The sequence below is a fragment of the Paracoccus nototheniae genome (assembly GCF_004335005.1).
In the GTDB taxonomy this organism is placed as follows: Bacteria; Pseudomonadota; Alphaproteobacteria; order Rhodobacterales; family Rhodobacteraceae; genus Paracoccus; species Paracoccus nototheniae.
On record NZ_RQRT01000051.1, the window covers coordinates 11,638 to 32,726 of the forward strand.

The following is a 21,089-nucleotide window of genomic DNA, read 5'->3' on the forward strand; positions in this document are numbered from 1 at the left end:
GCTTCATCCCTTTGCGCTAGTCCTGTCGGGGACATGACGGCGCGCGACGGGTGGCAGATGATCGGACGATGGTGGGTCTTGGCGATGCTGATCTGGGGGGGCGCGGCTGCGGCGCAGCCCGTGCCCCCGCCCCCTGACGGCTTTGTGGGTGGACAATATATCGACGCGCAGGGTTGCGTGTTTACCCGCGATGGCGGGGCTTGGGCCGCGCGCATGGACGGGCAGCGGCAGGCGATCTGCGGCTTTCCGCCCAGCATGGGGGTGCGCCGGACCGATCCCGACACCGAACGCGTCCTGCCCCTGACCCTGGCGCCGCCGCCCGATATGGAAACCCTGCTGATGGAGCAGCTGGCCCGTGACCTGCGCCCCGGCGAATGGTCGGGCGACCCGCGCCCGGCCGAGGTTCGGTCCGAACCCGTGCCTGCCCGCGCGCCCAATCCGATGCAGACAGCGTTGCAGGATGCGTTGGCGATGGCCCCGGCTTTGCGTCAGGCATCGGGGCTGTCGGGGTCGCCGGATCTGTGTGCGCGGCTTGGCTATCGCCCCGATCCGGGCGGGGCGGCGCAGGGATCGACCCTTGGCCTTTGTCCGGGGATGCAGGCCGAGGGGATGGCCAGCGCGCTGACCGCTGGCGCCCGCTCGCCCGAGCCGCAGGCAATGCCTGCAGCGCCGACGCCCCCTGCTGCGGTCGCCGCGCGTGCCCGCCCGGTGGCGCGCGCGGCCCCCGTTCGCCGGGCCAGCACAGCAAAAGCAGCCAAACCCGTTGTCGCGGCAGAAAGGCCCGAGATGATCCCGCCCTCGGCCCGCTACGTGCAGATCGGCGCCTATGCGGACCCCGACAAGGCCGCCGCCGCCCTGCGCAGCCTTGCCGCGCAGGGATACCCCGCCGGGCAGGGACGTTTGGACGGCGCTGCGCTGACGCTGATCATGGCCGGTCCCTTCGGCGACCGGCAGTCCCTGATCACGGCGCTGAACGACCTGCGCCGCAATGGCTATCCCGCGGCGGTCGCGCGCTAGGCGCTGCGTACCGCGTCGATCATCCGGGCGACATTGTCTGGATCGGCGTCAGGGGTGATGCCATGGCCCAGATTGAAGATATGGGGACCATGGCGCAGGGTGCGGGTGATCCGCTGCGCTTCGGCGGTCAGTTCGGCCCCCCCCGTGACCATGTGACGCGGGTCCAGATTGCCCTGCACGCAGCCGCCCGGCTGGACATGCCGGGCGGCCCAATCCGCCGAAACGGAATTGTCCAGCGCTACGCAGTCCGCGCCGACCGCCGCCCCGAAACCGACATATCGATCGCCCGCCTCGCGCGGGAAGGCGATGACCGGGACGCCCGGGTGGCGGGCCTTCAGCGCGGTGATGATCCGCCGAGCCGGGGCCAGCGCGAAATCGTCGAAATCCTGACCCTTCAGGCTGCCTGCCCAGCTGTCGAACAGCTTGACGACCTCGGCCCCGGCCTCGATCTGGCGCGACAGATAATGGATCGTCGCCTCGGTGATCAGATCGATCAGGGCGGAAAACGTCGCGCGGTCCTGATCCTTCAGCAGATGCGCCGGGCCCTGATCCTTGGTCCCGCGCCCCGCGACCATATAGGTGGCCACCGTCCAGGGCGCGCCGGCAAAGCCGATCAGCGTGGTTTGGGCCGGCAGTTCCCGGGTCAGGATGCGCAGCGTCTCATAGATGGGCGACAGGCGCGCGTCGATCTGGTCGGCGGGCCGCAGCCGCGCCAGATCGGCGGGGCCGGTGATGGTGGACAGGCGCGGCCCCTCTCCGGTGACGAACCACAGATCCGCGCCAAGCGCCTGCGGGATCAGCAGGATATCGGCAAACAGGATCGCCGCATCGAAATCAAAGCGGCGGATCGGCTGCAACGTCACCTCGGCCGCCAGTTCGGGATTGTAGCACAGCGACAGGAAATCGCCCGCCTGCGCCCGTGTGGCCCGGTATTCGGGCAGATAGCGTCCGGCCTGACGCATCATCCAGATCGGCGGTATGGGCAGGGTCTCGCCCGCCAGGGCGCGCAGCAAAAGTTTGGTCATGAAGCCTCCTGTCGCCCCTTGAAGGCGAGGCGACAGGCGTTGTCAAGCGCGCGCCCCCCGGCTATGCGGGGGCCCATGACACAGATGCCCACACCCTCCCGCCCCCTGCGGATCGGCACGCGCGGCTCGATCCTGGCGCTTGCACAGGCGCATGAGACACGCGACCGGATCATGGCCGCGCATGGCCTGCCAGCCGAAGCGTTCGAGATCACCGTGATCCGGACCACCGGCGACCGGATCACCGACCGCCCCCTGAAAGAGATCGGCGGCAAGGGCCTGTTCACCCGAGAAATCGAAGAGGCGCTGACCGAAGGCGCCATCGATCTGGCAGTGCATTCGATGAAGGACATGCCGACGCTGCAACCCGGCGGGCTGGTCATCGACTGTTATCTGCCGCGCGAGGATGTGCGCGACGCCTTTGTCAGCCTGCATGCGGCCTCGATCGCCGATCTGCCGCAGGGTGCCGTGGTGGGATCGTCCAGCCTGCGCCGTCGCGCCCAACTGGCCCATCGTCGCCCCGATCTGCAGCTTGTCGAGTTTCGCGGCAACGTCCAGACCCGCCTGCGCAAGCTGCAGGACGGGGTGGCGCTGGCGACGTTTCTGGCACAGGCCGGTTTGAACCGCATGGACATGGCCCATGTCGCCCGCGGTCCCATCGATCCCGACGAGATGCTGCCCGCCGTGGCGCAGGGCGCCATCGGGGTCGAACGTCGGGCCGATGATGCCATGGCCGCGATGTTGCTGGCCCCCATCCATGACGGCGACACGGGCCTGCGCATCGCGGCAGAGCGTGCCTTTCTGGCGCGGCTGGACGGATCGTGCCAGACACCCATCGCGGGGCTGGCCGAACTGACCGCAGACCGCCTGATCCTGCGCGGAGAAATCCTCCGCCCCGATGGCAGCGAGGTCGTCGCGGGCCGTCGCGAGGGGCTGGCGTCCGATGGCGCCGCGATGGGCGAGGATCTGGCCGCAGAGCTGTTGTCCCGCGCCGGCCCGGGCTTTCTGCAGGCCTGAGAACGTCATGCCGGACCGGACGGGAAACCGCCGGTCCGGACAGGCTCAATAGCTGCGGATCAACCCGACCAGACGTCCCTGAATGCGGACCCGGTCATCGGTCAGCAGCCGCGTCTCATAGGCCGGATTGGCGGCCTCCAGCGCGATCATCGAGCCTTTGCGGCGATAGCGTTTCAGCGTGGCTTCCTGATCGTCGACCAATGCCACGACGATATCGCCGGTTTCGGCGGTGTCCTGTTCGCGGATCACCACGATATCGCCGTCATTGATCCCGGCCTCGATCATCGAATCGCCGGTCACCTCCAGCGCATAGTGATGTTCGCGGCCCGTCAGCATGGTGCCGGGCACCGCGATGTGATGCGAGATTTCCGAGATCGCTTCGATGGGCACACCGGCAGCGATACGGCCCATCAGGGGCAATTGTACCGCAGGGCTGTCCACCACCGCCATCGCGCCGCGCGGGCGGGCGGGACGCGAACTGGACACGACACGCGGGGTAAAGGTCGCCCGGGGCTCGTCCTGCTGGGCGGGATCGGACAGATGGGCCAGAGCATCGGGCAGGCGCACAACCTCCAGCGCGCGGGCGCGGTGGGGCAGGCGGCGGATGAAGCCGCGTTCCTCCAGCGCCGTCACCAGTCGGTGGATGCCGGATTTGGACCGCAGGTCCAGCGCATCCTTCATCTCATCGAACGAGGGTGGCACGCCGTCCCGCATCGTCCGCTTTTGAATGAATTCCAGTAACTGGATCTGCTTTCGTGTCAGCATGGCCCGCCCTTCCGTCGTTTGTTCCACCTATGTTCTAGCCCATGGGTGGAATCCCGTCAATCATATGACCGAAGTTTGGTAAAAAATTGGTTAATTCTCAGCGGGGAAGCGCGATGTGATCGACCTGGTCGCCGGCCTTGCGGGCGGGGTCCAGGGCCGGGCGGACCAGCAGCGCATCCGCCTGCGCCATCAGCGCCAGCCGGGCGCTGTCCTGATCGTCAAAGGGGGTGATGCCGGGCAGGCCGGTGCCGGGGCGCAGCGTGGCGCGCAGATAGTGCTGGCGCGCTCCCTCGGGCGGCAGATCGCAGGTCAGGACTGCCTGTTGCAGGATCGTCTGCGGGTCCAGTCCCAGCATCGCGCGGATAAGAGGCTGCATGAACAGAACGCCGCAAGTCATTGCCGAGACGGGATTTCCTGGCAGTCCCAGCATGGCCGTTTTCCCAATCCGTCCCGCCATCAGCGGTTTTCCCGGACGCAGCGCCACCTTGTAGAAGGCCTGATCCATGCCAAGATCCGCCGCGATCTTGCCGATCAGATCGTGATCGCCGACCGAGGCGCCGCCGATGGTCACCAGCAGATCCGCGCCCTCGGCCTCGGCAAAGCCTGCGCGCAGGCTGGCCTCGGTATCGCGCGCCAGCGGCAGGATTTTGGCGATGCCGCCAGCGTCGCGCACCAGCGCCGCCAGCGCCAGATCGTTCGAGCTGATGATCTGACCCGGGGCCGGGATCGCGCCGGGCGGGACCAGTTCATCCCCGCCCGCCAGAATCGCCACAATGGGGCGACGGGCGACGGTGACATCTGGCAGGTTCATCGCGGCCAAGAGGCCGATCTGTGCCGCCGACAGCCGACCGCCGGGGGCGATCGCCTGCCCGGTGGCGAAATCATTGCCGCGCGGGCGGATATTGGCACCGCGCGACCGGGTGGTAACGGTGATCCGGTCGCCATCCCGGTCGATGTTTTCCTGCAGCTCGACATGATCATAGCCCGCAGGGACCGGGGCGCCGGTAAAGATGCGGATTGCGGTGCCGGGGCGCGGCGTGCCCGCCCAGGGATGGCCCGCGGCACTGGTGCCGATGACCTCCAGCGCCTGATCCAGATCGGCGGTGCGCATCGCATAACCGTCCATGGCTGAGGCGTCGAAGGGCGGCTGCGTCAGGCGAGAGACGGCGGGCGCCAGCAGCGCACGGCCATGCGCCTCGGTCAAGGGGACGGTTTCGGGAACCGGCGCCGGTGCCAGCGCCAGAACGCGGTCCAGCGCCTCGGCCACGGTGATCACGGCTGCACCTCGTAGAGGCCGGATTTCCCGCCCTCTTTGCGGAGCAGGTGGATGTCTTCGATGCGCATGGATTTCTGGGCGGCCTTGAGCATGTCATAGACGGTCAGGCAGGCGATGGTGACGGCGGTCAGCGCCTCCATCTCGACCCCGGTCGGGCCGGTGGTCCGCACCGTGGCGGTGACGCGGATGCCGGGCAGATCGGGGTCGGGAGTCAGGTCCAGCGAGACCTTGGCCAGCGGCAGCGGGTGGCACAGCGGGATCAGATCGGCGGTGCGCTTGGCGCCCATGATCCCGGCCAGACGCGCCACGCCCAGGACATCGCCCTTGGCCGCGCCGCCCTGCGCCAGTGCCAGCGTGGCCGGCGACATCAGCACGCAGCCGGTAGCCACGGCCTCGCGCATGGTGGTTGGCTTGGCCGAGACATCGACCATATGGGCCTGACCGGCGGCGTCGAAATGCGTCAGGCTCATGACGGGACATCCAGAATGGCGCGCGTGGCCGCGGTCACGTCGGATTGACGCATCAGGCTTTCCCCGATCAGGAAGCGCCGGGCGCCGGTCTGCATCATCGCGCCCAGATCGGCCGGGGTGAACAGGCCGCTTTCGCAGACGATCTGCCGGTCGGCGGGAATGCGCGGGGCCAGATCGCGGGTGACGTCCAGCGTGACCTCGAATGTGCGCAGATTGCGGTTGTTGATGCCGATCAGCGGCGATTTCAGACGCAGCGCGCGATCAAGTTCGGGGGCGTCATGCACCTCGATCAGCACGTCCATGCCCCAGTGAATCGCGGCATCTTCCAGATCGCGGGCAAGCGCGTCATCGACCGAGGCCATGATGATCAGGATGCAATCGGCGCCCCAGGCCCGCGCCTCGGTCACCTGATAGGTGTCGTGCAGGAAATCCTTGCGCAGCGCGGGCAGATCGCAGGCGTCGCGTGCTGCCGTCAGGTATTCCGGCGCGCCCTGAAAGCTGGGACCGTCGGTCAGCACCGACAGGCAGGCGGCGCCGCCATCCTGATAGGCGCGGGCCAGCGCGGGCGGGTCGAAATCGGGCCGGATCAGGCCCTTTGACGGGCTGGCCTTCTTGATTTCGGCGATCAGCGCAGGGCCTGCTGCGGCAGCGCGGTCGAGGGCCTGCGCGAAACCGCGGGGGGCGGGCTGAGCTTTCGCCTGCGCGTCGATCTGGGCCAGCGGACGGGCGGCCTTGGCGGCGGCGATCTCGTCCAGTTTGTAGGTCTTGATTGTGTCGAGGATGTCCATGGGGGCTTTGTAGCGTCCCGTGCCCGGCGGGGGAAGGGGGCGCTGCCCCCCGTCCTTGCGGCCTTCACCGCTAAAAAAGGTCCACCGGACCTTTTTACAACGCGGCTCAGCCCGGGATATTTTCATGAAGAAGAAGAGGTAAGGGTCCAGTCTATGGGGGGGCTGCCTTGTGTGCCGAGCCAGTCGTTGATGCGGCTGAAGGGGCGCGAGCCGAAGAAGCCGCGTCGCGCCGAGAGGGGCGAGGGATGGGCGGTGGCGATGGTCAGATCCTGTGGGCGGGGCAGGCCGGACAGGGTCTTTTGCGCATGGTTGCCCCAGAGGAGGAAGGCCAGCGGGTCGTGCCGCTGTGCATCGGCCACGGCCTGCCGGGCAAGGCGGTCCCAGCCCCAACGGGCATGGGCGCCGGCCTGACCCGGCAGGACGCTGAGCGCGCTGTTGAGCAGAAGGACGCCCTGGGCGGCCCAGCCCGAGAGGTCTCCGTTCGGCGGGGTGGCGCCCAGATCGGCCTGCAGCTCGGTAAAGATGTTTTTCAGCGAGCGCGGCAGCGGAGTGTCGGGCGTGACCGAAAAGGCCAGGCCATTGGCATGGCCGGGGGTGGGGTAGGGATCCTGTCCCAGAATCACCACGCGGGTGTCTTGCGGCGGGGTGGCGGCGAGGGCCGCAAACAGGCGGTCGGGGCCGGGCAGCCACGCGTCCTGCAACGTGGGGGCCTGCAGGCGGGTGCGCAGGGCGGGCCAGTCATCGGCAAAGAAGGGCAGATGCGCCCATGCGGGGGGCGGGGTCATCGGGTCGCTATGGGGCAGGGTCATCCGGCGGGCCTTATGCTGCCGGGGTGCCGGTCACCTGTGCCAGCGCCGTCAGCCGGGCTTTCGCCGCGCCGCTGTCGAGCGATTGCGCGGCCATCGCGGCGCCGCTGGCCAGATCGGTCACGCGGCCCGCGATCAGCAGGGCGGCGGCGGCGTTCAGCAGCACCGCGTCGCGATAGGCGCCACGTTCGCCGTCCAGCAGGGCGAGGAAGGCGGCGGCGTTCTGCGCAGGCTCGCCGCCGATGATCGCCTCGAACGGGTGGCGGGGCAGGCCGGCATCCTCGGGGGTGATGGTGAATTCGGTGATCTGGCCGTCCTTCAACTGGGCGACCTGACTGGGGGCGGCGATCGACAGCTCGTCCGTGCCGTCGCCGCCATGGACCAGCCAGGCGGCATCCGAGCCCAGATCGCGCAGCACCTCGGCCATGGGGCGGATCCATTGGGCGCTGAAGGCGCCGGTCAGCTGGCGGCGCACCGAGGCCGGATTGGTCAGCGGGCCCAGCAGGTTGAAGACCGTGCGCGTGCCCAGCTCGGCCCGGGGCGGGCCCACATGGCGCATTGCGGGGTGGTGCATCGGCGCCATCATGAAGCAGATGCCCGCCCGGTCCAGCGCCTGTTGCGCGACGGCGGGCCCGCCCATCACGTTGATGCCCATCTGCGTCAGCGCATCCGCCGCGCCCGATTTCGACGACAGGTTGCGGTTGCCATGCTTGGCCACCGGCACGCCCGCGCCCGCCACCACGAAGGCCGTCGCGGTCGAGATGTTCAGCGTGCCCTTGCCGTCGCCCCCGGTGCCCACGATGTCCATCGCGCCCTGCGGGGCGGTGATGCGGTGCATGCGGGCGCGCATGGCGCGGGCGGCGGCGGCGATTTCGGCCACGGTTTCGCCGCGCACGCGCAGCGCCATCAGCAGCCCGCCGATCTGGGCCGGCGTCGCCGCGCCATCGAACAGGGCCGAGAATGCGGCCTCGGCCTCGGGGCCGGTCAGGGGGCGGGTGGCGGCGATGCCGATCAGGGGGCGGATATCGGTCATGCGGCGTCCTTGCGGGCGGTGCAGCGGGTCAGGAAATTGCGGATCATCTCGTGCCCGTATTCGGAGGCGATGGATTCGGGATGGAACTGCACGCCCTCGATCGGCAGATCCTCGTGGACCAGCCCCATGATCGTGCCGTCATCCGAGGTCGCCGTGACGCGCAGGCAGTTCGGCAGGCTTTCGGGTTCGACCGTCAGCGAATGATAACGCGTGGCGTTCAGGGGCGAGGGAAGATCGGCGAATACTCCGGTTCCGTCATGGCGGATCGCATCGACCTTGCCATGCAGGATGCGGGTGGCGCGCACGACCTTGCCGCCAAAGGCCTGCCCGATGGCCTGATGGCCCAGACAGACGCCCAGCAGGGGCAGGCCGCGTTCGGCCGCCGCGCGGATCAGATCGAGGCAGATCCCCGCCTGCGCCGGATCGCAGGGACCGGGAGAGATGACGATGCCGTCCGGCGCCATCGCCAGCGCTTCGTCCACGCTCAGCTGGTCATTGCGGCGCACGATGACCTCGGCCCCGGCTTCGCCCAGATAATGAACGAGGTTCCAGGTAAAGCTGTCGTAATTGTCGATCAGAAGGATCATCGGGGCGTACCTTGCGGCAATTGGGGGGCAGATCGGTCGGGCGGGGTGGCTGAGGCAGGATCATCGGGCGGGCCGTCAAAGGGGGCGGTTTCCCCCCGCAGCGGCACCCGCTATAGATGGGGCAAAGCGCGACCGGGGGTCAAGGCCGGACGGGACAGAGCAGGAGAGCGGATGGCCGGGGGATTTCTGAAAGGTCTGGTGCATGGCGGTCTGCTGGGCGTGGTTGCGCTGGCGGGGCTGTCCCTGCTGGTGCCTTTGCCGGGCGCGCAGGACCGGGATGGCGGGGCGGAGCCCGAGGTTTCGGCGGCGGTTTCGGTCCCGGCTGCGGCCGATCCGACGCCCGCCGCGCCTGCGCCCGGGCCGGAACCTGTTGCCGCCAAACCCGCTGCCCCAGAACCCGCTGCCCCCGAACCCGCTGCCCGTGAAGCCAGCCCGCCCGCGCAAGCCCCGGCCCCTGCCGTCGATCTGTCCGGCGGGGCGGCGCCGGTATCCGGCGCGGTGGGCCTGCCGGTCGGGTCGGAATTCGGGCGGGGTGGCGATATCGCGCCGCGCCTGCCGGCGCCGCAATCGGCCAGTCCACGCACGCTTGACGATCCGGTCGCCGTGCCCGCCCCCGCCTCCGAGCCTGCCCCCGTTGCCCTGACCGCCGACATGATCCGCCCCGAGACGCTGGCCGATGACCGGATGCCCGCGCAAGCCCTGCCGCAGGATGGCGGGACCGCGCCCGGCCTGACCGTGCCGCAGACGGCGCCGGAATTCGGGGCGGGATTGCAGGCCCCGCGGGCCGCTTCGGTCCCCGATCAGGGGCCGGGACAGGATGCGGCGCCGCTGATCCTGCCCGCGCACGATGACGCAACGCCGGGCGATGACGCAACGCCGACCGATACCCCAGAGGCCGAGGCAAACGTCCCTCCGGCGGATGGCGCACCGGTGCCCGGGCTGCCGTCGCCCAGCCTCGATCTGTCCTTGCCCCCCGACCTGACCGACCTCAGACGACTGGAACGGAACTGACATGCAGCCCCTGAACCCCGCCTTGGCCAAAACCTTTGCTCCGCCCGTGATGGAGGCCCGCCGCTGGCTGGAGGGCGTGGTCTTTCCGCCCGACCGGCCCCTGATCAATGTCAGTCAGGCCGCCCCCGTCGATCCGCCGCCCGAAGCCCTGCGCCGGGTCATCGCCGAGGCCGCGCTGAACCGCCCCGAGGCGCATCTTTATGGCCCAGTGCTGGGCAATGGGGATCTGCGCGCGGCGGTGGCTGCACAATTCTCGGCGGCCTATGGCGGTGCGGTGGCGCCCGCGCAGGTGGCGATCACGCAGGGCTGCAATCAGGCCTTTTGCGCGGCGCTGGCGACGCTGGCCGGGGCGGGCGATCAGGTGATCGTGCCGACGCCATGGTATTTCAACCACAAGATGTGGCTGGACATGGCGGGGGTGCAGACCCTGCCCTTGCCCTGCGGTCCCGACATGCTGCCCGACCCCGATCAGGCCCGCGCGCTGATCACGCCCCGGACCCGGGCCATCGTGCTGGTGACCCCCAACAACCCCTCGGGTGCGGAATACCCGGCGGGCGTGGTGGGGCGGTTCTTCGATCTGGCGCAGGAATACGGGATCGCGCTGGTCGTGGACGAAACCTATCGCGATTTCGACAGCCGGGACGGCGCGCCGCATGATCTGTTGTCGCGCCCCGATTGGGACCGCACGCTGATCCAGCTTTACAGCTTTTCCAAGGCCTACCGGCTGACCGGCCACCGGGTGGGGGCGATGGTGGCGGGGACCGAGCGGCTGGTTCAGGTAGAGAAATTCCTCGATACCGTTGCGATTTCGCCGTCGCAGCTGGGCCAGATCGGCGCGGTCTGGGGGATGGAACATCTGCAGGACTGGCTGGCGGGCGAACGGGCCGAGGTTCTGGCCCGCCGCGCGGCCACCCGCAACGCGCTGACCGCCCTGCCGGGCTGGCGGCTGAAAAGTGCGGGGGCCTATTTCGCATGGGTCGAACATCCCTTTGCCGACAGCTCGGCGGCGCTGGCGCGGCGCATGGTGGCCCAGATCGGGGTGCTGGCTTTGCCCGGCACCATGTTCACCCCGCCCGGCGATCCGGTCGGCCTGCGCCATCTGCGGCTGGCCTTTGCCAATGTCGACGGGGCGGGCATCGCGGAACTGGCATCGCGGCTGGCCCTGCTGGAGGCCTGATCCACTTGTGGCGCGCCCCCGGGCGTCCTAAAGACGGCAGCGACACGACCACGAGGAAGGCCGCGCCATGTCACAGCTGCGTACCAAGGGAAAATCAACCATCGTCTGGATCCTGATGGGTCTGATGGTGCTGGGGCTGGGGGGCTTTGGCGTCACCAGCTTTTCGGGCGGCAGCTCCGAGATCGGCTCGGTCGGCGATACCAAGATCACTGCCGACGATTACGCCCGCGCGCTGCAATCGCAGCTGCAGGCGCTGTCGCGACAGACCGGCCAGCAGGTCACCATGCAGCAGGCCCGCCAGATGGGCGTGCCGCAGGCCGTGCAGGCGCAGCTGATCGCCGGTGCCGCGCTTGGCGAACAGGCGCGCCGCATCGGTGTGTCGGTGGGTGACGCACAGGTCGCACAGACGATCCTGCAGGCGGGGGCCTTTCAGGGGCCGACCGGCAATTTCGACCGCACCGCCTATGCCGAGATCCTGCGCCGCGAGAACCTGACCGAGGCCGAATTCGAGGCGACCGTGCGCGAGGACGAGGCGCGGTTGATCCTGCAGCGCGCCGTCACCGGCGGCGTCGCGGCGCCTGCGGCCATGGTCGATCAGACTGCGCTGTGGCTGCTGGAAACGCGCAATTTCAGCTGGCTGGAACTGACCGAGGATGACCTGCCCGCCCCGGTGGCCGAGCCTGACGAGGCGACCCTGCGTGCCTGGCACGAGGCCAATGGCGACCGCTTTACCGCCCCCGAGACGCGGGCCATCACCTATGCCTGGGTGACGCCGGACATGCTGTCGGGCGAGGTCGCACTGGACGAACAGGCCCTGCGCGCCGTCTATGATCAGAATATCGATCAGTTCCAGCGCCCTGCGCGCCGCATGGTCAGCCGTCTGGTCTTTCCCGACGACGCCTCGGCTCAGGCGGCCTTCGATCAGATCGCCAGCGGCGAGGTGCCCTTCGAGGCGATCGTGATCCAGCGCGGGCTGACCCTGGACGATGTCGATCTGGGCGAGGTGACCGAGGCGCAGCTGGGTGCTGCCGCCGAACCCGTCTTTGCGCTGGACCAGCCCGGCATGGTCGGGCCAATCCAGACCGATCTGGGACCGGCCCTGTTTTCCGTCAACGCGATCCTCGATCCCGTGGACATCCCCTTCGAGGAGGCGCGCGACGGCCTGCGGGCCGAGGCTGCGCTGAGCGCCGCCGCCCGCCAGATTCAGGACCGCGCCGCCGATTACGAGGATCTTCTGGCCGGTGGGGCCACGCTGGAGGATCTGGCCGGGGACAGCGAGCTGGACCTGGGCCAGATCGACTGGACCGCCGATCTTGTCCCCGAAGAAGGCAGCATCGCCGGCTATGAGGCATTCGCCCAGGCCGCGGCCACCGTGACGGCGACCGATTTCCCCACACTGACCGAACTGGCCGACGGGGGCGTCTTTGCCCTGCGTCTGGATGAAATCGTGCCGCCGACCCTGCGCCCCTTCGAGGAGGTCCGCGATGCGGTTCTGGCCGATTGGCGCGCGGCCGAGGTCCGGCGACAGTTGCTGGCACTGGCCGCCGAACAGCGTCTGGACATCGTCGCAGGGTCCGAGGCCGCGCCGGAAAGCGATGATGGCGTCGCTGCAGGAGGCGCTGACGCAGCGGCGCCCGAGGTCATTGCAGCGGATGACGCAACCGATGCGCCGACACCCGATGTGCTGGACTGGACGTCCGAGACCGACCTGACGCGCAGCGACTGGATGGACGGTCTGCCGCCCGAATTGCTGGCGCAGGCCTTCGCGCTGCCCGAACCGGGCGAGGTCGATGTCGTCGATGCCGCCGGGCGCGTGTTTCTGGCGCGGCTGGACCGGATCAACGATGCCGATCTGACCGCCGACGATGCCGCCCAGATCCTTGACGGCGTGCGCGCCCGGCTGGATCAGTCGCTGCAGGCCGATCTGTTCGACTATTATGCGCGTCATGCGCAGCGCGACGCTCAGGTCCAGCTGAACCGACAGGCGATCACCGCCATCGACGCGCAGGTCCAGTGATGCAGCTGTCACCCGATTTCGCGGATTTCGAGGTCGAATGGGCCGCCGGGCGCAACCAGCTGGTCACCATCCGGCTGGCCGCCGATCTGGACACCCCGGTCAGCCTGATGCTGAAGCTGGCCGAGGCCGCTCCGCAAAGCTTCATGCTGGAATCGGTGACCGGCGGCGAGGTTCGGGGCCGCTATTCCATCGTGGGCATGAAGCCCGACCTGATCTGGGAATGCCGCGACGGCCATGCCCGGATCAACCGGCAGGCCCGTTTCGCGCCCGATTTTCAGGATGATCCGCGCCCGGCACTGGACAGCCTGCGCGCGCTGATCGCGGAAAGCCGGATCGAGACCATGCCCGAGGGCGTGCCTGCGGTCGCGGCGGGTCTGTTCGGCTATCTGGGCTATGACATGATCCGGCTGGTCGAACATCTGCCCGATGTGAACCCCGATCCGCTGGATCTGCCCGATGCGATGCTGATGCGCCCCTCGGTCGTGGCGGTGCTGGACGGCGTCAAGGGCGAGGTGACGCTGTGCGCGCCCGCCTGGCATGACGGTCAGGACAATGCCCGCGCGGCCTATGCCCGCGCCGCCGAACGGGTGATGGACGCGCTGCGATCGCTGGACCGCCAGCCTTCGGAACCGCGTGCCTTGGGCAACGAGGCCCAGATCGGCGCACCGGTGTCGAATTTCACCAAGGATGCCTATCTGGCCGCGGTCGAGACCGCCAAGGATTACATCCGCGCGGGCGATATCTTTCAGGTCGTGCCCAGCCAGCGCTGGCGGATGGATTTCCCGCTGCCGCCCTTTGCGCTGTACCGGTCGCTGCGGCGGACGAATCCGTCGCCCTTCATGTTCTTCCTCAATCTGGGCAGCTTTCAGATCGTGGGCGCCAGCCCGGAAATCCTGGTGCGTCTGCGCGACGGCGAGGTGACGATCCGTCCCATCGCGGGCACCCGCCCGCGCGGCGCGGACGAGGCCGAGGATCGCGCGTTGGAGGCCGATCTGCTGGGCGATCCCAAGGAGCTGGCCGAACATCTGATGCTGCTGGATCTGGGCCGCAACGATGTGGGCCGCGTCGCCCGCCCCGGTACGGTGCGTCCGACCGAACAGTTCGTCATCGAACGTTACAGCCATGTGATGCACATCGTGTCGAATGTGGTCGGTCAGCTGCGCGAGGATCAGGACGCCTTGTCGGCGCTGCTGGCGGGCCTGCCTGCGGGCACGGTGTCCGGCGCGCCCAAGGTCCGCGCCATGCAGATCATCGACGAGCTGGAGCCCGAAAAGCGCGGCGTCTATGGCGGTGCGGTCGGCTATTTCGCCGCCAATGGCGAAATGGACATGTGCATCGCGCTGCGCACCGGCGTCATCAAGGACAAGGCCCTGTATATCCAGTCGGGCGGCGGCGTCGTCTATGACAGCGACCCCGAGGCCGAGTTCGAGGAAACTGTCAACAAAAGCCGCGCCCTGCAGCGTGCGGCGGAAGGTGCCGCCCGTTTCGTGCGCGGCAATGGCTGAAAAGGCCCGGCCATGGCGGCACTTCTGAACCGATTTGGCTGAAACGATATCCCTGAAACGACAACGGCGGCCCCGAAGGGCCGCCGCGTCCTGTCCCCTATGGGGCAGAGATCAGTTCGCCGGAGCGGGCGTTTCAGCGCCCATATCGTCGGCAGGCTCGGTCGCCATGGGATCGGTGGCGGGCTCGGTTGCCATCGGATCGGCAGCAGGTTCCGTCGCCATCGGGTCAGCGGCGGGTGCCGTGCCGGTTGCCATCGGATCGGCTGCGGGCGCGGTGCCCATCGCCGGGTCGGCCATGTCGCCAGCCGCAGCGGCCTGATCGCGGAACACATATTCGGGTGCCGCTTCGGCCTCTTCCTGCGTCAGATCGCTGGTGATTTCCTGCGCATCCGAGTTCACCGTCAGATCAGCCCAAGGCAGAGCGATCTGCTTTTCGCCAATACCAAGGAAGCCCCCGACACCGATGATGGCGGCCTTCATCTCGCCGGTCTCACCGTCCATGATCAGATCGCTGATCGCGCCGATCGTCTCGCCATCGGGCGACGTGACGTTGGTGCCGGTAATCCAGTCCAGACGCCACTCGTTGGCAGCCTGCTCGACTTCGACCTTTTCAGCAGCGGAAGCGGCGGCTGCGGCCTCGGCAGCGTCGGTCTCCTCTTCCATCGGCTCGGTCGTCGTCTCGGCCATCGGATCGGTTGCGGGGGCCGCGCCGGGGTCGGCCATCGGCGCGCTGTCTGCAGGCTCCATGGCCGGATCGGCAGCGGGGGCGGTGTCCTGTGCCAGTGCGGCACCAAAGGTCAGCGGCAGGGCCAGCGTCGTGGTCAAAAGCAGCTTGCGCATGTCTTCCTCCTGAATGCGGTCCGGGGCGTCGTCTTGTGCCCCGCTATCTGGATGACCAATGCACGGGGCGGTTCGGCGGTTCCGAAAAATCCCCTCACGGATTCAGGAGAAAGCAATCAAGGCTTTGATCTTAAATCAATCTTCGCCGCGATAGGGCTGCACATACTGCAGTGCCATATCCCAAGGAAAGAAGATCCAGGTGTCCTGACTGACCTCGGTGACATAGCTGGCGACCATCGGTTTGCCCTTTGGCTTGGCATAGACGGTGGCCAGATGCGCCTTGGGGTACATGGTGCGGATCAGTTCCAGCGTGCGGCCACTGTCGACCAGATCGTCGACGACCAGAATCCCCTCGCCATCGCCCATCAGATCGGGGTCGGGACGCTTGAGAACCTCTAGCTGGCCCTGACCCGCCTCGGCGGCCACGCCCTTATAGGAGCGGATCGAGATCGTGTCGATCGTGCGGATGTCCAGCTCTCGGGCGACGATCATCGCGGGCACCAGCCCGCCGCGCGTGACGGCGACGACGGCACGCCAGGGGCGGTCCTCCATGCGCCAGGCCAGGGCGCGGGCGTCGCGATGCAGCTGATCCCAGCTGACGTGAAAGCCTTTTTCATGCGGCAGACGGTCGGATGACATGGATCTCTCCTCAGGTGGTGGCCAGCTTGAGGCCCATCAGGGCCAGAAGTCCGCCAAAGGTGCGGTCGATGGTGGTTTTCAGTCCCATATAGCCCCGCCGCGTCCGTTCCAGCGAGAAAAGCCGCGCGACGATGACATTCCAGCCCGCGTCATTGGCGAAGACCAGCATCAGGATGACGGCATAGGCCCAGAAGGGCGCCTGCGGGGGCAGAAAGGTCAGAAAGATCGTGCCGAAGAAAACGGCCGGTTTGGGATTGGCCAGTTGCGTGGCGATGCCCAGCCAAACCAGTCCCGAGGCGCCGCGTCGTCCGCGCCCCACGGGCAGATCCATCGACAGAGGCTGCGGCGCATCGCGCCACATCCGCCATGCCAGCCAGATCAGATAGGCGGCGCCCACATATTTCAGCACCGACAGCAGCGCGGGGGCGACGCGGAACAAAATCGCCAGCCCGAACATCGCCGCGCAGGCCCAGATGCAGGCACCCAGACCCAGCCCCACGGCCAGCCAGCTGCCACGCCCGAACCCCTCGCGCAGGCTGGTGCGCGCCGCCAGCACCACCGCCGGACCCGGAGAGATCGCCGCCGCCAGATGCACCAGCCAGATCGCCATCAGGGTCGCGGCGGTCATGGCGCGGGTCAGTCCTTCTTGACGGTGGCGATATCGGGCGCGTCCACGGCCTTCATGCCGACAACGTGATAGCCCGCATCGACGTGATGCGTCTCGCCGGTGACGCCCGCGCCAAGGCGCGACAGCAGGTAGAGGGCCGAATTTCCGACATCCTCGGTCGTGACATTGCGTCGCAGCGGAGAGTTCAGCTCGTTCCATTTCATGATGTAACGGAAGTCGCCGATGCCGCTGGCGGCCAGCGTCTTGATGGGTCCGGCGCTGATCGCATTGACGCGGATATTGTCCTTGCCGAAATCCTCGGCCAGATAGCGGACCGATGCCTCGAGCGCAGCCTTGGCGACGCCCATGACGTTGTAATGCGGCATGACGCGTTCGGCGCCGTAATAGGTCAGCGTCAGCATGGACCCGCCATCCGTCATCATCGCGGCGGCGCGGCGCGCCACGGCGGTAAAGGAATAAACGGAAATATCCATTGTCATCATAAAGTTGTCGCGGGTTGTTTCAGCGTATCGACCCCGCAGCTGTTCCTTGTCGGAAAAGCCGATGGCGTGAACGATGAAATCCAGACCGTCCCATTCGGCGGCCAGATCGGCGAACAGCGTGTCGATGGATGCCTCGTCCGAGACGTCGCAGGGCAGGATCAGCGTGGACCCCAACTGGGCGGCCAGCGGACCCACGCGTTTCTTCAGCGCATCGCCCTGATAGCTGAAGGCCAGCTCGGCCCCCTCGCTGGCCAAAGCCTTGGCGATGCCCCAGGCAATCGACTTGTCATTGGCCAGTCCCATGATAAGGCCGCGCTTGCCGGCCATCAGGCCTGACCTCTGCTCGCTTGACATGACGTGTTCCCCGCGCTTTCAACCGTTTCGACGGTGATTAGGCCAACTGCCCTGCGGCAGCAAGCACAAGGACGATGCCATGACGGACCGGACCGGACTCTTTGCGGGCGACGACCCCTTCGATATCGCCCGCGCCTGGCTGGAGGAGGCCCGCGCGACCGAGCCGAACGACCCCAATGCCATCGCGCTGTCCACGGTGGATACGGACGGGATGCCCGATGCCCGGATGGTGCTGCTGAAGGATATCGACGGGCAGGGGGGTGATGGCTCGTTCGTCTTTTACACCAATTACGACAGCGCCAAGGGCCGCCAGATCGATGCGACGGGCAAGGCCGCCTTTGTGATGCACTGGAAATCCCTGCGCCGCCAGATCCGGGTGCGTGGCACCGTCACCCGCGAGGAGGGGCCGCAGGCCGACGCCTATTACGACAGCCGGGCGCTGCAAAGCAGGCTGGGGGCCTGGGCATCGCGTCAGTCGCAGCCGCTGGAGGCGCGCGTGACGCTGGTGGCCGAGGTCGCGAAAGCGGGCCTGCGCCATGGCACATCGCCCAAACGACCGCCGTTCTGGGGAGGCTTTCGCATCCGTCCGGTGCAGATCGAGTTCTGGGCGGACGGCGCCTTCCGGTTGCATGACCGATTCCGTTGGTCTCGTGGGCCGGGTGGCCAATGGGATGTCATCCGGCTGTCGCCCTGAACCTTAGACGGTCTTGAAGATGGACCAGATGATACCAAGATTGGCACAGTGGAGAATAACCGAGCGTCACGGTCGGAGATTAGGATGCTTTGGTGTCGTCCTGTATTGTAGTCGGATCAGACCGCTACTAATGTCCGCGACACGGCAAGAACGTGCGAAAACGGAAACGTAATGACTGATGAAGACAGCCTTAAGCTGGTGAATGGGTTGGTCAAATGGTTTGACCCGTCCAAAGGCTATGGCTTCATCCTGAATGACGACGGTGGAACGGACATTCTGTTGCACGCCAATGTGTTGCGCAACTTCGGTCGCAGTTCGATCGCCGATCAGTCACGGGTCTGCGTTCTTGTGCAGGAAACCAGCCGGGGCGTTCAGGCGGCCGAGGTGGTTTCGATCAAGCCCCCCGAAACCGATGGCCAGCCGCCGATCGCCGATCTCGACATGGATATCATCGAGCATCTGGACACCCTTCCTCTGCGTCCGGCACGCGTCAAATGGTTCGACAAGTCCAAGGGTTTCGGATTCGCGAATATCTTTGGAAACTCTGAAGATGTTTTTATCCATATCGAAGTGCTGCGCCATTCCGGTTTTGCAGACCTTGCCATCGGCGAGGCAATCTGTGTGCGCGTCGTCGAAGGCCCCCGGGGCCTGATGGCGGCGCAGATTTCCGCGTGGGACAGCGGTCTGGCGACCGTCACGGCACAGGATGGTTCGGTTTCCGAACGGCAGGACAAGGCGGCCCAGGTTGCGGAATAGACACCTTGCCGCCTGTCTTGCGGCGATCCTCTGTCTGGGTCAGGCCGCTGCCGCGCAGGATGTCGTGGCGCCCGCCGTGCAGGCTGAATGCCGCGCCGATGCCGCGCTGATCCGCACCGCGCCCGATCGTGCACTGTCCTTTGCCGTCGAGGTTGTCGATACGGTCGAGACGCGCGCGCAGGGTCTGATGTTTCGCCGCGACCTGCCCGCCGGGCGCGGCATGCTGTTCGTCTATCCCGAGCCGCAGCCGGTCAGCTTCTGGATGCGCAACACGCTGATCCCGCTGGATATGGTCTTTCTGGACGCGCAAGGCGTGATTCGCCACATCCACCGGATGGCCCGGCCTCTGGACGAAACCCCGGTTCCGGGGGCTGCGGTCGGCGATCCCGATCCCGCCCGCCTTCTGGTGCTGGAAATTGCCGGGGGTGAGGCTGACCGTCTTGGCCTGCAGGCCGGTCAGGTGCTGGCCCATCCGGCCGTTCCGGCGGCAAACGCCGTCTGGCCCTGTCGCTAGGGCTTTTCTTGGCCGCGCGCTTGCGCTAAAGCCCATTCGTCGGGGTGTAGCGCAGTCTGGTAGCGCGCCTGCTTTGGGAGCAGGATGTCGTAGGTTCGAATCCTATCGCCCCGACCACAGACAACCCCCATCTTGGTCCGTTCTGCACGCCAGGGCATCAGCGCGGCGCATCCGCAGGCCGTCCCGAAATCTGATGGGAAATGCCCGACCTTTGCCATTGACCCCGGGTCTGCGACCGGAAACCCTGCGCGCATGACCCCCAGACCGATTGCAGGAACCTGATGTCGCATCTTTGTCCGATTGTGCTGTCCGATGATCACGTCGCACGCGTCGTTCTTCCGGCCGAGGGGCATCTGCACGACCCCCTGTGGCGGATGCTGGAGGATGAGGATCTGGACCTGCTGGCGGCCCGACTGACCGAAGGACGGCCCCGGCCGATCCCGGTCTTTGCCTATGGCTCGTTGATCTGGAATCCCGGCTTTGCGGTGCAGGATCAGCGGCGCGGATCGGCCATCGGCTGGCATCGCAGCTTTTCCATCTCGCTGGATCATTTTCGCGGCTCTCCGGAGCGGCCCGGCCTGATGCTGGCGCTTGCGCCGGGGGGCAGCTGCGACGGGCTGATTCTGGACGTCGCCGAGGATGCCGAGGCCGAATCCCTGCGCGCCATCCTGCGCCGCGAACTGGTCGCCCATGAGCTGAGCGCCAATGCCTGCTGGATCGAGGTTCAGACCGAACGCGGTCGCGAACAGGCGCTGACCTTCTATGCCGATCCGGTTGGCACCCAACAGGCGCAGCTGAGCCTGCGCGAACAGGCGCAACGTCTGGCCCGCGCGGCGGGTGCGGCTGGATCGGGGGCCGAATATCTGCTGCGCACGGTGCGCGGGCTGCAGCAGCTGGGGATCTATGATCCCTATATCTGGACGCTGCAGCAGATGGTCGCCGAAGAGATCGAGGCCGCCGACCCCAGCCCATGACGTCTTGTCTTGACGGGTGGCCTTATCGGGCGGCGGCGATGGCCAGCCCGTCGGTGACGGCGGTGAACACCTCGCTGAAGGAATGGCGCGCCTGCGGAAACCGCGCCCGCATCCTGTCCGACACCATCGACAGCAGGCTGGAGCCGCCCACATAAACGACATGTTCGATGCGATCCGCCGGCAGACCGGCCATCAGCAGCGTCTGCGTGGCCCCGTCGGACAGCGCATCCGCATGGCGCGCAAGGCTGTCGGCCAGCGCATCGGCAGGCAGGGGGGCGGCCAAGCCCCGCTCGATCATGTCCAGCAGGATGCGGGGATCGGCGGTGCCCCCGTTGGCGGCGATCTTGCCCGCCTCGACCGCGAAGGCCAGATCATGGCCGATCTCATCCTCCAGCACCTTGTGCAGGCGGGACAGTTTCGCGGGTTCGACCGCCAGACGCACCATTTCGGCACTCATGCGGCGATTCTGCGGGGTATAGACAAAAGGGATTTTTTCCCATGTCGCCAGATCGTTGTAGATCGCATTGGGGGTGGACGAATGGCCCGGCCCCATCGCCTTGCGCAGCAGCGTGTTGCGGCCCAGCAGCGGCATCACATGGTCGATATTGATCGCACGGTCGAAATCTGTGCCGCCGATCCGCACGCCATGATTGGCCAGAATCGTGACCCCGCCCGCCCCCGAGCTGAACAGCGAGAAATCCGAGGTGCCCCCCCCCA

General features: G+C 67.4%; 22 protein-coding genes, 1 tRNA gene and 1 pseudogene. 11 read left to right on the plus strand and 13 right to left on the minus strand.

Annotated elements, in window-relative coordinates:
• Positions 1-57 precede the first annotated feature (57 nt).
• Positions 58-1,017, plus strand: coding sequence for an SPOR domain-containing protein (locus EG885_RS16070; protein WP_165571172.1), 960 nt, complete (start codon positions 58-60; stop codon positions 1,015-1,017).
• Here EG885_RS16070 and hemE read toward each other — a convergent pair.
• On the minus strand, positions 1,014-2,042 hold the full coding sequence (gene hemE / locus EG885_RS16075; protein ID WP_131576458.1) for a uroporphyrinogen decarboxylase: 1,029 nt from the start codon (positions 2,040-2,042) through the stop codon (positions 1,014-1,016). The genes EG885_RS16070 and hemE overlap by 4 nt on opposite strands.
• A 75-nt stretch (positions 2,043-2,117) precedes the next feature.
• On the opposite strand from hemE, the gene hemC reads away from it, so the two are divergent.
• Complete coding sequence (hemC, locus tag EG885_RS16080; RefSeq protein WP_207392312.1) at positions 2,118-3,056, plus strand: hydroxymethylbilane synthase; 939 nt, start codon at positions 2,118-2,120, stop codon at positions 3,054-3,056.
• A 45-nt stretch (positions 3,057-3,101) separates the two neighbouring features.
• Here hemC and lexA read toward each other — a convergent pair whose 3' ends face one another.
• From lexA to EG885_RS16115, 7 genes are all read right to left on the minus strand, one after another.
• Entirely contained in the window at positions 3,102-3,821 is a 720-nt protein-coding gene (gene lexA / locus EG885_RS16085) for a transcriptional repressor LexA (protein WP_131576462.1), read from the minus strand.
• Positions 3,822-3,918: 97 nt separating this feature from the next.
• On the minus strand, positions 3,919-5,097 hold the full coding sequence (locus EG885_RS16090) for a molybdopterin molybdotransferase MoeA (protein WP_131576464.1): 1,179 nt from the start codon (positions 5,095-5,097) through the stop codon (positions 3,919-3,921).
• On the minus strand, positions 5,094-5,567 hold the full coding sequence (gene moaC, locus EG885_RS16095) for a cyclic pyranopterin monophosphate synthase MoaC (RefSeq protein ID WP_131576466.1): 474 nt from the start codon (positions 5,565-5,567) through the stop codon (positions 5,094-5,096). The genes EG885_RS16090 and moaC overlap by 4 nt, the downstream gene beginning before the upstream one ends.
• A complete protein-coding gene (gene trpC / locus EG885_RS16100; protein WP_131576468.1) occupies positions 5,564-6,355 on the minus strand; it encodes an indole-3-glycerol phosphate synthase TrpC in 792 nt (263 codons plus the stop codon). The genes moaC and trpC overlap by 4 nt, the downstream gene beginning before the upstream one ends.
• A gap of 122 nt (positions 6,356-6,477) precedes the next feature.
• On the minus strand, positions 6,478-7,164 hold the full coding sequence (locus tag EG885_RS16105) for a uracil-DNA glycosylase (protein WP_242679700.1): 687 nt from the start codon (positions 7,162-7,164) through the stop codon (positions 6,478-6,480).
• A gap of 10 nt (positions 7,165-7,174) precedes the next feature.
• The gene (trpD, locus tag EG885_RS16110; protein WP_131576470.1) at positions 7,175-8,194 is read right to left on the minus strand and encodes an anthranilate phosphoribosyltransferase; all 1,020 of its coding nucleotides are present in this window, start codon (positions 8,192-8,194) and stop codon (positions 7,175-7,177) included.
• Positions 8,191-8,781, minus strand: coding sequence for an anthranilate synthase component II (locus EG885_RS16115; RefSeq protein ID WP_131576472.1), 591 nt, complete (start codon positions 8,779-8,781; stop codon positions 8,191-8,193). Before EG885_RS16115 ends, trpD begins: the two co-directional genes overlap by 4 nt.
• 171 nt (positions 8,782-8,952) lie before the next feature.
• Between EG885_RS16115 and EG885_RS16120 the strand changes: the two genes are divergently transcribed.
• The 4 genes from EG885_RS16120 to trpE all read left to right on the plus strand — a co-directional run bounded on the left by EG885_RS16120 (position 8,953) and on the right by trpE (position 14,491).
• Positions 8,953-9,792 carry a hypothetical protein gene (locus EG885_RS16120; protein ID WP_131576474.1) on the plus strand — a complete coding sequence of 280 codons (840 nt, stop codon included), beginning with the start codon at positions 8,953-8,955 and terminating at the stop codon, positions 9,790-9,792.
• A gap of 1 nt (position 9,793) precedes the next feature.
• Positions 9,794-10,969, plus strand: a complete 1,176-nt coding sequence (locus EG885_RS16125; RefSeq protein ID WP_131576476.1) for an aminotransferase — start codon at positions 9,794-9,796, stop codon at positions 10,967-10,969.
• A gap of 67 nt (positions 10,970-11,036) precedes the next feature.
• On the plus strand, positions 11,037-12,986 hold the full coding sequence (locus EG885_RS16130) for a peptidylprolyl isomerase (RefSeq protein WP_242679701.1): 1,950 nt from the start codon (positions 11,037-11,039) through the stop codon (positions 12,984-12,986).
• A complete protein-coding gene (gene trpE, locus EG885_RS16135; protein ID WP_131576478.1) occupies positions 12,986-14,491 on the plus strand; it encodes an anthranilate synthase component I in 1,506 nt (501 codons plus the stop codon). The genes EG885_RS16130 and trpE overlap by 1 nt, the downstream gene beginning before the upstream one ends.
• A 111-nt stretch (positions 14,492-14,602) precedes the next feature.
• Here the strand turns inward: trpE and EG885_RS16140 are convergent, their stop codons facing one another.
• The 4 genes from EG885_RS16140 to fabI form a co-directional block, all read right to left on the minus strand.
• Entirely contained in the window at positions 14,603-15,331 is a 729-nt protein-coding gene (locus tag EG885_RS16140; RefSeq protein ID WP_131576480.1) for a PRC-barrel domain-containing protein, read from the minus strand.
• Positions 15,332-15,466: 135 nt separating this feature from the next.
• The gene (gene gpt / locus EG885_RS16145; protein WP_131576482.1) at positions 15,467-15,970 is read right to left on the minus strand and encodes a xanthine phosphoribosyltransferase; all 504 of its coding nucleotides are present in this window, start codon (positions 15,968-15,970) and stop codon (positions 15,467-15,469) included.
• A gap of 10 nt (positions 15,971-15,980) precedes the next feature.
• Entirely contained in the window at positions 15,981-16,598 is a 618-nt protein-coding gene (locus EG885_RS16150; protein WP_131576484.1) for a LysE family translocator, read from the minus strand.
• A gap of 8 nt (positions 16,599-16,606) precedes the next feature.
• Positions 16,607-17,434, minus strand: a complete 828-nt coding sequence (gene fabI / locus EG885_RS16155) for an enoyl-ACP reductase FabI (protein WP_131576486.1) — start codon at positions 17,432-17,434, stop codon at positions 16,607-16,609.
• A gap of 79 nt (positions 17,435-17,513) precedes the next feature.
• Between fabI and pdxH the strand changes: the two genes are divergently transcribed.
• From pdxH to EG885_RS16180, 5 genes are all read left to right on the plus strand, one after another.
• Positions 17,514-18,128 carry a pyridoxamine 5'-phosphate oxidase gene (gene pdxH, locus EG885_RS16160; protein ID WP_131576489.1) on the plus strand — a complete coding sequence of 205 codons (615 nt, stop codon included), beginning with the start codon at positions 17,514-17,516 and terminating at the stop codon, positions 18,126-18,128.
• A gap of 171 nt (positions 18,129-18,299) precedes the next feature.
• Positions 18,300-18,884, plus strand: coding sequence for a cold-shock protein (locus EG885_RS16165; RefSeq protein WP_131576492.1), 585 nt, complete (start codon positions 18,300-18,302; stop codon positions 18,882-18,884).
• The gene (locus tag EG885_RS16170) at positions 18,874-19,398 is read left to right on the plus strand and encodes a DUF192 domain-containing protein (protein WP_341352768.1); all 525 of its coding nucleotides are present in this window, start codon (positions 18,874-18,876) and stop codon (positions 19,396-19,398) included. The genes EG885_RS16165 and EG885_RS16170 overlap by 11 nt, the downstream gene beginning before the upstream one ends.
• Before the next feature lie 40 nt (positions 19,399-19,438).
• Positions 19,439-19,515 (plus strand) — tRNA-Pro (locus EG885_RS16175).
• Between the two features lie 164 nt (positions 19,516-19,679).
• Positions 19,680-20,372, plus strand: coding sequence for a gamma-glutamylcyclotransferase (locus tag EG885_RS16180; protein ID WP_131576499.1), 693 nt, complete (start codon positions 19,680-19,682; stop codon positions 20,370-20,372).
• Between the two features lie 22 nt (positions 20,373-20,394).
• Here the strand turns inward: EG885_RS16180 and EG885_RS22795 are convergent.
• Positions 20,395-21,089 (minus strand): annotated as a pseudogene (locus EG885_RS22795) (Hsp70 family protein); the annotation flags it as partial.

Coding starts and splice junctions, on each gene's coding strand:
- EG885_RS16130 (WP_242679701.1), top strand. CDS start 11,037: ATGTCACAGCTGCGTACCAAGGGAAAATCAACCATCGTCTGGATCCTG.
- EG885_RS16115 (WP_131576472.1), bottom strand. CDS start 8,781: ATGATCCTTCTGATCGACAATTACGACAGCTTTACCTGGAACCTCGTT.
- pdxH (WP_131576489.1), top strand. CDS start 17,514: ATGACGGACCGGACCGGACTCTTTGCGGGCGACGACCCCTTCGATATC.
- EG885_RS16125 (WP_131576476.1), top strand. CDS start 9,794: ATGCAGCCCCTGAACCCCGCCTTGGCCAAAACCTTTGCTCCGCCCGTG.
- lexA (WP_131576462.1), bottom strand. CDS start 3,821: ATGCTGACACGAAAGCAGATCCAGTTACTGGAATTCATTCAAAAGCGG.
- EG885_RS16150 (WP_131576484.1), bottom strand. CDS start 16,598: ATGACCGCCGCGACCCTGATGGCGATCTGGCTGGTGCATCTGGCGGCG.
- moaC (WP_131576466.1), bottom strand. CDS start 5,567: ATGAGCCTGACGCATTTCGACGCCGCCGGTCAGGCCCATATGGTCGAT.
- EG885_RS16105 (WP_242679700.1), bottom strand. CDS start 7,164: ATGACCCTGCCCCATAGCGACCCGATGACCCCGCCCCCCGCATGGGCG.
- EG885_RS16180 (WP_131576499.1), top strand. CDS start 19,680: ATGTCGCATCTTTGTCCGATTGTGCTGTCCGATGATCACGTCGCACGC.
- EG885_RS16140 (WP_131576480.1), bottom strand. CDS start 15,331: ATGCGCAAGCTGCTTTTGACCACGACGCTGGCCCTGCCGCTGACCTTT.
- EG885_RS16120 (WP_131576474.1), top strand. CDS start 8,953: ATGGCCGGGGGATTTCTGAAAGGTCTGGTGCATGGCGGTCTGCTGGGC.
- EG885_RS16070 (WP_165571172.1), top strand. CDS start 58: ATGATCGGACGATGGTGGGTCTTGGCGATGCTGATCTGGGGGGGCGCG.
- hemC (WP_207392312.1), top strand. CDS start 2,118: ATGACACAGATGCCCACACCCTCCCGCCCCCTGCGGATCGGCACGCGC.
- EG885_RS16165 (WP_131576492.1), top strand. CDS start 18,300: ATGACTGATGAAGACAGCCTTAAGCTGGTGAATGGGTTGGTCAAATGG.
- trpE (WP_131576478.1), top strand. CDS start 12,986: ATGCAGCTGTCACCCGATTTCGCGGATTTCGAGGTCGAATGGGCCGCC.
- trpC (WP_131576468.1), bottom strand. CDS start 6,355: ATGGACATCCTCGACACAATCAAGACCTACAAACTGGACGAGATCGCC.
- hemE (WP_131576458.1), bottom strand. CDS start 2,042: ATGACCAAACTTTTGCTGCGCGCCCTGGCGGGCGAGACCCTGCCCATA.
- trpD (WP_131576470.1), bottom strand. CDS start 8,194: ATGACCGATATCCGCCCCCTGATCGGCATCGCCGCCACCCGCCCCCTG.
- gpt (WP_131576482.1), bottom strand. CDS start 15,970: ATGTCATCCGACCGTCTGCCGCATGAAAAAGGCTTTCACGTCAGCTGG.
- fabI (WP_131576486.1), bottom strand. CDS start 17,434: ATGTCAAGCGAGCAGAGGTCAGGCCTGATGGCCGGCAAGCGCGGCCTT.